The organism is Roseovarius tibetensis (assembly GCF_050896375.1).
Lineage (GTDB): Bacteria > Pseudomonadota > Alphaproteobacteria > Rhodobacterales > Rhodobacteraceae > Roseovarius > Roseovarius tibetensis.
On sequence record NZ_JBPBBB010000074.1, the window covers coordinates 1 to 6659 of the forward strand.

The window sequence follows — 6659 nt, forward strand, 5'->3', positions numbered from 1 at the left end:
ATCGTCGCGAAATACTCGGCGACCACGCCGGAGGCGTCGATCAGGCTGTCGGGATCGTGGGAATAGTTCGGGCGCAGCTTGTGCAGGGTCTCGACATCGGGTTGCGTCGTCTTGACTGCCGTGCGCGCCATCGTGACCGCCAGATCGAAGCCTTCGGCGGGCGTCTCGGTCATCAACGTCGGCAGCCAAGTTTCGGTGCCGTCCTGCGCTATTGCCGGGGTCATCAGCAGGCAGGCCCCGACAAGGGGGGCGAGAAGATGGCGGGTCATGGCTGTCTCCTGTGCTTGGTCAAGTGACTTTCAGGATCGTTTGCGATGGTCCGAAACGTGGCGGCATGTGTCGTTGAAATCTCGGATATCTCGCGAAATCTTGGTTGCAAATGATGGTAGGGGTGTTAAACAGTATTGTAAATACCAATTCCTGAAACGGTCACCGAAATGACCATGAGGCAACACCACGATGCGCCTGACCGCCTTCACCGATTACGGGCTTCGCATGCTGATGCGGATGGCCAGCGCGCCCGAGCGCGCCTTCTCGACCGCCGAACTGGCCGACGAATTCGGACTGTCGCGCAACCATCTGTCCAAGATCATGCAAAAGCTCGCCCATGGCGGTTTCGTCGTCACGCGCCGTGGCGGCGGCGGCGGTGCCATGCTGGCCCGCCCGGCGGACCAGATCCGTCTGGGTGCCCTCGTCGGGGCGCTGGAGGATGGATATCCGCTGGTCGAGTGTTTCGCCGCCGATGGCGGAAACTGTTCGATCGACGGGCAGTGTCGCCTGAAAGCACGCCTGCGCGCGGCCGAATCGCGCTTTCTGCAGGACCTCGACCGCTCGACCCTTGCCGATATCGCGCTGACGCCTGAACCAGCCAGCTGAAAAGGACTTTCCCCGATGGCGATGACAGCAACGCTGACCAAGTCGGAACGCCGGATAGGTTTCGGCCTGGCGGTCGCGCTGACGCTGCTTGGCCTCGCCATGGCAGGGGTCGCGCGGCACGGGCCCATGGCACTGCATGGGGGCCTCGCGATGATCCTCGGTGTCGCGCTTGTCTTCGTGCTGGGCGGCGCGCTCTACGATCAGCCCGAGCCGCCGGCCCGCCGCCTGACGCGGTATTACGACGCGCCGATCCGGTTCGGGATCGTGATGACGCTGATCTGGGCGGTGATCGCCATGGCCGTGGGCGTGTGGCTCGCCGCGCTGATGTACTGGCCCGAGGCGACCCCGCCCTGGCCCGCGACCAGCTACGGGCGGCTGCGCCCGGTACACACATCGGGGGTGATCTTCGGCTTTGGCGGCAACGCGCTGATCGCCACCTCGTTCTACGTGCTGCAGCGCACCACGCGGGCACGTCTGGCCGACGCGGTCAGCCCGTGGGTCGTGCTGATCGGATTCAACCTGTTCTGCGTCTGGGCCGCGACCGGCTATGTCATGGGGCAGACGCAATCCAAGGAATATGCCGAGCCGGAATGGTATGCCGACCTGTGGCTGGTATTCGTCTGGGTGACCTATTTCGTGCTTTATATCCGCACGCTGGCGCGCCGGGCCGAGCCGCATATCTACGTCGCCAACTGGTACTACATGGCCTTCATCCTCGTGGTGGCGATGCTGCACATCGTCAACAACCTGGCACTGCCTGTCAGCCTGGGATCGGGCGAAAGCTTCACCATCTGGTCGGGCGTGCAGGACGCGATGGTCCAGTGGTGGTACGGGCACAACGCGGTGGCGTTCTTCCTGACGGCCGGATTCCTGGGGATGCTCTACTACTTCCTGCCGGTGCGCGCGCAGCGCCCGATCTGGTCCTACCGGCTGTCGATCCTCAGCTTCTGGGGGATCGTGTTCTTCTACATGTGGGCGGGCTCGCACCACCTGCACTACACCGCCCTGCCCTACTGGACGCAGGTGCTGGGCATGACCTTCTCGGTCATGCTGCTGGTGCCCTCGTGGGCCTCGGCGGGCAACGCCATCGCCACGCTGAACGGCGCCTGGCACAAGGTGCGCGACGACGCCACGCTGCGCTTCATGTTCGTGGCCGCCGTGTTCTATGGCCTGTCAACATTCGAGGGCTCGTTCCTGGCCATCCGCCCCGTCAATTCGCTGTCGCATTACACCGACTGGACGGTCGGGCATGTGCATTCCGGCACGCTGGGATGGGTGGCGATGATCGTCTTTGGCGCGATCTACACGCTGGTCCCGAAGCTTTGGGGCCGCGAGGACATGGCCTGGCCGAAGGCGGTGGAATGGCATTTCTGGCTCGCGATCGCCGGGACGCTGATCTACGTCGTGTCGCTGTGGAACGCGGGCATCACGCAGGGGCTGATGTGGCGTGCCTATGACGAGGGCGGCGCGCTGTCCTATAGCTTCATCGAATCGGTCGAGGCGATGCTGCCCTATTACGCCTTCCGCACCCTCGGGGGCGGTCTGTTCCTCGCCGGCGCGGTGCTGTGTGCCCTCAACTGCCGCGCCACGATGCGGGCCGCAGGCGACCGGGTGGACGAGTCCGACCGCCCCATCGTCACCCAACCGGCGGAGTGAGCCGATGCTGAAGCTGCATTACAATCTCGAAAAGCTCTCGATGGGGCTGGTCGGTGCGATCATCGCCGTGGCCTCGGTCGGCGGGATCGTCGAGATCGCGCCGCTGTTTACGATCGACGAGACCGTCGAGATCCCCGACGACCTGCGCCCCCATACCCCGCTGGAGCTTGCAGGCCGCGAGATCTACATCCGCGAGGGCTGCTATGCCTGCCATAGCCAGATGGTGCGCAGCCTCGCCGACGAGCTTGACCGCTACGGCCCCTACTCGCTGGCGGCCGAGAGCGCCTATGATCACCCGATGCTCTGGGGGTCGAAACGCACCGGTCCCGACCTCGCCCGCGTCGGAGAGAAATATTCCGACGACTGGCACGTGCAGCACCTGATCGACCCGCGCAGTGTCGTGCCGGTCTCGATCATGCCGGCCTATCCGTGGCTGACCCGGCCCATGGAGACCGACATGATCGAGGCCAACCTGTCAACGCTGGCCCGGCTGGGCGTGCCCTATGACGACGCCATGATCGAGAACGCCCGGGCCGACGCTCTGGCACAAAGCCGGCCGGACTCGGATGGCGCGGACGCCGTGCGCGCGCGCTATGGCGAGGACGTGGCGGTACGCGCCTTCGACGGCGATCCCGACCGCCTGACCGAGATGGACGCGGTCGTCGCCTATCTGCAATCGCTCGGCACGCTCACCGATGCGGCCCACCGGATCATGGCGGAGGAGACGCAATGACCCATGACACCCTCGTGCTGATCGCCAAGGTCTTCGGCCCGATCTGGATGGGCGGCTTCATGCTGATCGTGCTGATCCGCGCCTACAACCCGCGCCGCCGTGCCCAGCAGGAACGCATCGCGCGCTCGATCCTGCCGGATACCGACGAGGCCGACAGCGCCGCGGAGGCGCGGCAATGACCACGGACCCAAAGGAATTCCCGGGCGCCGACCCGCATACCGGCAACCGCGACATCGACCCGGTCACCGGCTATGACACCACCGGGCACGAGTGGGGCGGCATCAAGGAGTTGAACACGCCCTTTCCGCGGTTCGTGCTGTGGATCCTGGTTGCGACATTCCTCTATTCCGTGATCGCCTGGGTGCTGCTGCCCGCCTGGCCTTACGGGCGTGACTACACCCGCGGGCTGCTCGGGCTCGATCAGGGCGAGATGGCGGTCGAGGGCGTGCAATCCGTCGCGGATATCCGCGCGGGCTGGCTCTCGCGCTTCGACGATCCCGACTACGCGGCGTTGCAAGGCGATGACGCCCTGATAGCGCGGGCGATGCCCGCCGCGGACCGTCTCTACCGCGACAACTGCGCGATGTGTCACGGCGACGAGGGCGGCGGCGTACCGGGGTTTCCGGTGCTGAACGATACGCATTGGCTTTGGGGCGGCGATCCGGCGACCATCGCCACGACGCTGCAAGTGGGCATCAACGCCCGGCATCCCGACACCCGAGTCGCCCAGATGCCGGCCTTCGACTGGATGGAGAGATCGCAGCTCCGGGATGTTGCCGCCTATGTCGTGGCGCTGCCCGAAGGCAACGCCGATCACGACAGCGCGGGCGCCACGCTCTTTGCAGAGAACTGCAACGCCTGCCACGGCGAGCGCGGCGCGGGCGGGATGATGAATGGCGCGCCGGCATTGACCGATGACGCGGTGATCTACGGCCAGAGCCCCGCATCGGTGATACATACGCTTCGCAACGGACGTCAGGGGGTGATGCCCCACTGGTCCGACCGGTTGCGCGATGCCGAGATCAACCTGCTGGCGCTTTATGTCTCGCGGCTGCCGGAAGCGGATGACGGAGCCGACGAATGACGCGCTCAACCCAGCAACGCCTCGCCATCGGCGCGGCACTGGTCGCGGTGGCGCTGGTGCTGGCCGCGAATGCGCAGCTTCTGGTCGCCGCGATCGGGTCGCAACCCGATTGCGTCGCGGTCGAGGGTGTCGCGGTAGCGGCAAAACCCGCCTGCTGAAAGGGACGATCCATGTTAGAGCCGCTTCCCACCGTCCGCCCGCCGCAGCGCCCCGCCTCGAAACTGGCGCGCGATCTGCCGCCCCGCGCCGCGCTCGACTGGCTCGCCGCCGGCTGGCACGACCTGCGCGCCGCGCCGGGGCCCAGCCTCGCCTACGGGGTCTTTCTGACCCTTCTGTCCTACGCCGTGCTCGGCGGTCTGGCCGCGGCGGGGTTGCTCTACCTGGCGCTGCCGGCGCTGTCGGGGTTCCTGATCGTCGGGCCGTTCCTCGCCATCGGCCTCTACCAGAAAAGCCGCAGGCTCGAGCGCGGCGAGACCGCCACGCTGCGCGACATGATCCTCGTGCGGCCGGCCTCGGTCACGCAGCTGGCCTTTGCCGGGCTGCTGCTCGGCCTGCTGGTTCTGTTCTGGTTGCGCGCCGCGGATCTGCTTTACGCGCTGTTCTTCGGGCTTGGGCCGATCCCGGCGGCGGGCGACGCGCTGTCGAACGTGTTCGTCACGGCGCGCGGCTGGGGATTGCTGATCACCGGCACGCTGGTGGGCGGGCTGTTCGCTGCCTTCGCCTTTTCGCTCAGCCTCTTTTCGGTGCCGATGCTGCTGGTCGAACGGGGCGACGCGCTGACGGCCCTCGGCCTCAGCTTTGCGACCACCGTCCGCAACCTCGCGCCCTGCATCGCCTGGGGCGCGATCGTCGCCGCCGGGATCGCACTGTCGGCGGTAACGGGGCTGTTGGCACTGGTGGTGGTCTTTCCCGTCCTGGGCCACGGCACCTGGCATGCCTGGCGCGCGCTTGGCGAGGCGGCGCGATGAGTTCCCTGTCGATCCTGATCCCGCTATCGCTCGGCATGGGGTTCGTGGGGCTTTGCGCCTTCCTCTGGGCCCTGCGCGCGAACCAGTTCGACGACCCCGAAGGCAACGCATGGCGCGTCATCACGCTCGACGACCAATCAGATGCCGATGATCCGCGGGACAAGCAAGGCGACCGCGACGACGATCCGGCGTCGGACGCGGTCGACCACGATTCCGACGGCAGGGATCCCGACGGAAGGCGATGAGAACGCCCCAACCCCGCAATCGCGCTGTCGGGCGCCGCGCCGTTCGGCCCCCAGGCTTGCGGCATGGTCTGACCTGGACGCCGCGGAGGCCCCTCCGACAGGCAAGGGCCTTGAGCGGCAAAGACAGGCCCACCTCCCGATCGAGACCCGGCAACAGGTCCCGACCGTGTGTTGCTGGATCGCGTTCAGCTTGTCGACCAGGCCCTGAGCTCCGTCATCTCACACGGCCTTCTGCAAGACCCCGGCGAGGAGCGTCTGTCGCGCGAGGACGGCAATCAGATCGGAGCGTGTCACGATACCGACGAGGCGCGCGCCCTCGACCACGGGCGCGGCTTGCACACCGCCATCGGCCAGCAGCTGGATCAACCCGCCGATGCCGTCGCCGGGGCCGACATCACGCAGATCTGTCGTCATGATATCGCGGGCGCGCGGCCCTGCATTCCGGGCAGGGCGGACCAGCCGCCTGACCGATCTCGCAAATCCCACACCACCCCTGACGGTGTCGAGCTGCGCGCGCTGTATCAGATCGCTCTGGGTGATGATGCCGCACAGGTCGCCCAAGTCGTCCATGACAGGCAGGGTCTTGAACCTGTGCCGACGAAACAGGTCGGCGACCATGCCAAGATTGGTTTCCGGAGTGACCGTGACGAGGTCGCGGGACATCAGGTCGCCGCAGGTCAGGTCCTCGAAATGGCGCCGCGCGGCTTCAGCCTCGGCGGCGGCCATGACCTGCCCCCCGGAAGTTCCCTCAGTCTGATGTAGTGTCTGCGTAACCTTGAAGGAGCAGACGACATGAGGAAGAGCCGTTTCACCGAAGCGCAAATCATCTGAATGATCAAAGAGCAGGAAGCTGGCATGGCCACGGCCGAGGTATGCCGCAAGCATGGGCTCAGCCCGGCTTCGTTTTATAAGTTGAAGGCCAAGTATGGCGGCATGGAGTTGTCGGATGCCCGTCGCCTGAAACGGCTCGAAGACGAGAACATGAAGCTCAAACGCCTGCTGGGGTAGTGCCCCGCGGGATGGTGTAAGAGGCCGCGCGCGGAGCCTTTTGGCGTAGCGCAGCGCGCGGCCGGGGCTGGCGGCCATCGCGCTTCTTC

The 6659-nt window shown here is 66.3% G+C and carries 10 protein-coding genes and 1 pseudogene; 9 read left to right on the plus strand and 2 right to left on the minus strand.

All coding sequences use genetic code 11. From position 1 onward, the window contains the following. Positions 1-269 (minus strand): hexameric tyrosine-coordinated heme protein (locus ACROSR_RS19705; RefSeq protein ID WP_432687595.1); only part of this gene is annotated, 269 nt, incomplete at its 3' end. A gap of 190 nt (positions 270-459) precedes the next feature. On the opposite strand from ACROSR_RS19705, the gene ACROSR_RS19710 reads away from it, so the two are divergent. From ACROSR_RS19710 to ccoS, 8 genes are read left to right on the plus strand one after another with little or no spacing between them, the layout of a single operon-like run. Next, positions 460-876, plus strand: coding sequence for an Rrf2 family transcriptional regulator (locus ACROSR_RS19710; RefSeq protein ID WP_432687596.1), 417 nt, complete (start codon positions 460-462; stop codon positions 874-876). 21 nt (positions 877-897) lie between these two features. After that, the gene (gene ccoN / locus ACROSR_RS19715; protein ID WP_432687604.1) at positions 898-2532 is read left to right on the plus strand and encodes a cytochrome-c oxidase, cbb3-type subunit I; all 1635 of its coding nucleotides are present in this window, start codon (positions 898-900) and stop codon (positions 2530-2532) included. A gap of 4 nt (positions 2533-2536) precedes the next feature. Continuing rightward, the gene (gene ccoO / locus ACROSR_RS19720) at positions 2537-3265 is read left to right on the plus strand and encodes a cytochrome-c oxidase, cbb3-type subunit II (RefSeq protein WP_432687597.1); all 729 of its coding nucleotides are present in this window, start codon (positions 2537-2539) and stop codon (positions 3263-3265) included. Next, on the plus strand, positions 3262-3444 hold the full coding sequence (locus ACROSR_RS19725; protein ID WP_432687598.1) for a cbb3-type cytochrome c oxidase subunit 3: 183 nt from the start codon (positions 3262-3264) through the stop codon (positions 3442-3444). Before ccoO ends, ACROSR_RS19725 begins: the two co-directional genes overlap by 4 nt. Then, a complete protein-coding gene (gene ccoP / locus ACROSR_RS19730) occupies positions 3441-4349 on the plus strand; it encodes a cytochrome-c oxidase, cbb3-type subunit III (protein WP_432687599.1) in 909 nt (302 codons plus the stop codon). Before ACROSR_RS19725 ends, ccoP begins: the two co-directional genes overlap by 4 nt. Beyond that, the gene (locus ACROSR_RS19735) at positions 4346-4507 is read left to right on the plus strand and encodes a hypothetical protein (RefSeq protein WP_432687600.1); all 162 of its coding nucleotides are present in this window, start codon (positions 4346-4348) and stop codon (positions 4505-4507) included. Before ccoP ends, ACROSR_RS19735 begins: the two co-directional genes overlap by 4 nt. Before the next feature lie 12 nt (positions 4508-4519). After that, entirely contained in the window at positions 4520-5317 is a 798-nt protein-coding gene (locus tag ACROSR_RS19740) for a DUF2189 domain-containing protein (RefSeq protein WP_432687601.1), read from the plus strand. Beyond that, positions 5314-5562, plus strand: coding sequence for a cbb3-type cytochrome oxidase assembly protein CcoS (ccoS, locus tag ACROSR_RS19745; protein ID WP_432687602.1), 249 nt, complete (start codon positions 5314-5316; stop codon positions 5560-5562). The genes ACROSR_RS19740 and ccoS overlap by 4 nt, the downstream gene beginning before the upstream one ends. Positions 5563-5781: 219 nt before the next feature. Here the strand turns inward: ccoS and ACROSR_RS19750 are convergent, their stop codons facing one another. Next, positions 5782-6447: a CBS domain-containing protein gene (locus tag ACROSR_RS19750; RefSeq protein WP_432687603.1), complete on the minus strand. Its 666-nt coding sequence runs from the start codon at positions 6445-6447 to the stop codon at positions 5782-5784. Between ACROSR_RS19750 and ACROSR_RS19755 the strand changes: the two are divergent. Continuing rightward, positions 6394-6564, plus strand: a pseudogene (locus tag ACROSR_RS19755) (transposase); the annotation flags it as partial. The gene ACROSR_RS19750 and the pseudogene ACROSR_RS19755 sit on opposite strands and share 54 nt — an antisense overlap. Positions 6565-6659 lie beyond the last annotated feature (95 nt).

Excerpts from the sequence above, each read along its gene's own strand:
- ACROSR_RS19710 (WP_432687596.1), top strand. The coding sequence starts at position 460 with ATGCGCCTGACCGCCTTCACCGATTACGGGCTTCGCATGCTGATGCGG.
- ccoN (WP_432687604.1), top strand. The coding sequence starts at position 898 with ATGACAGCAACGCTGACCAAGTCGGAACGCCGGATAGGTTTCGGCCTG.
- ccoO (WP_432687597.1), top strand. The coding sequence starts at position 2,537 with ATGCTGAAGCTGCATTACAATCTCGAAAAGCTCTCGATGGGGCTGGTC.
- ACROSR_RS19725 (WP_432687598.1), top strand. The coding sequence starts at position 3,262 with ATGACCCATGACACCCTCGTGCTGATCGCCAAGGTCTTCGGCCCGATC.
- ccoP (WP_432687599.1), top strand. The coding sequence starts at position 3,441 with ATGACCACGGACCCAAAGGAATTCCCGGGCGCCGACCCGCATACCGGC.
- ACROSR_RS19735 (WP_432687600.1), top strand. The coding sequence starts at position 4,346 with ATGACGCGCTCAACCCAGCAACGCCTCGCCATCGGCGCGGCACTGGTC.
- ACROSR_RS19740 (WP_432687601.1), top strand. The coding sequence starts at position 4,520 with ATGTTAGAGCCGCTTCCCACCGTCCGCCCGCCGCAGCGCCCCGCCTCG.
- ccoS (WP_432687602.1), top strand. The coding sequence starts at position 5,314 with ATGAGTTCCCTGTCGATCCTGATCCCGCTATCGCTCGGCATGGGGTTC.
- ACROSR_RS19750 (WP_432687603.1), bottom strand. The coding sequence starts at position 6,447 with ATGCTTGCGGCATACCTCGGCCGTGGCCATGCCAGCTTCCTGCTCTTT.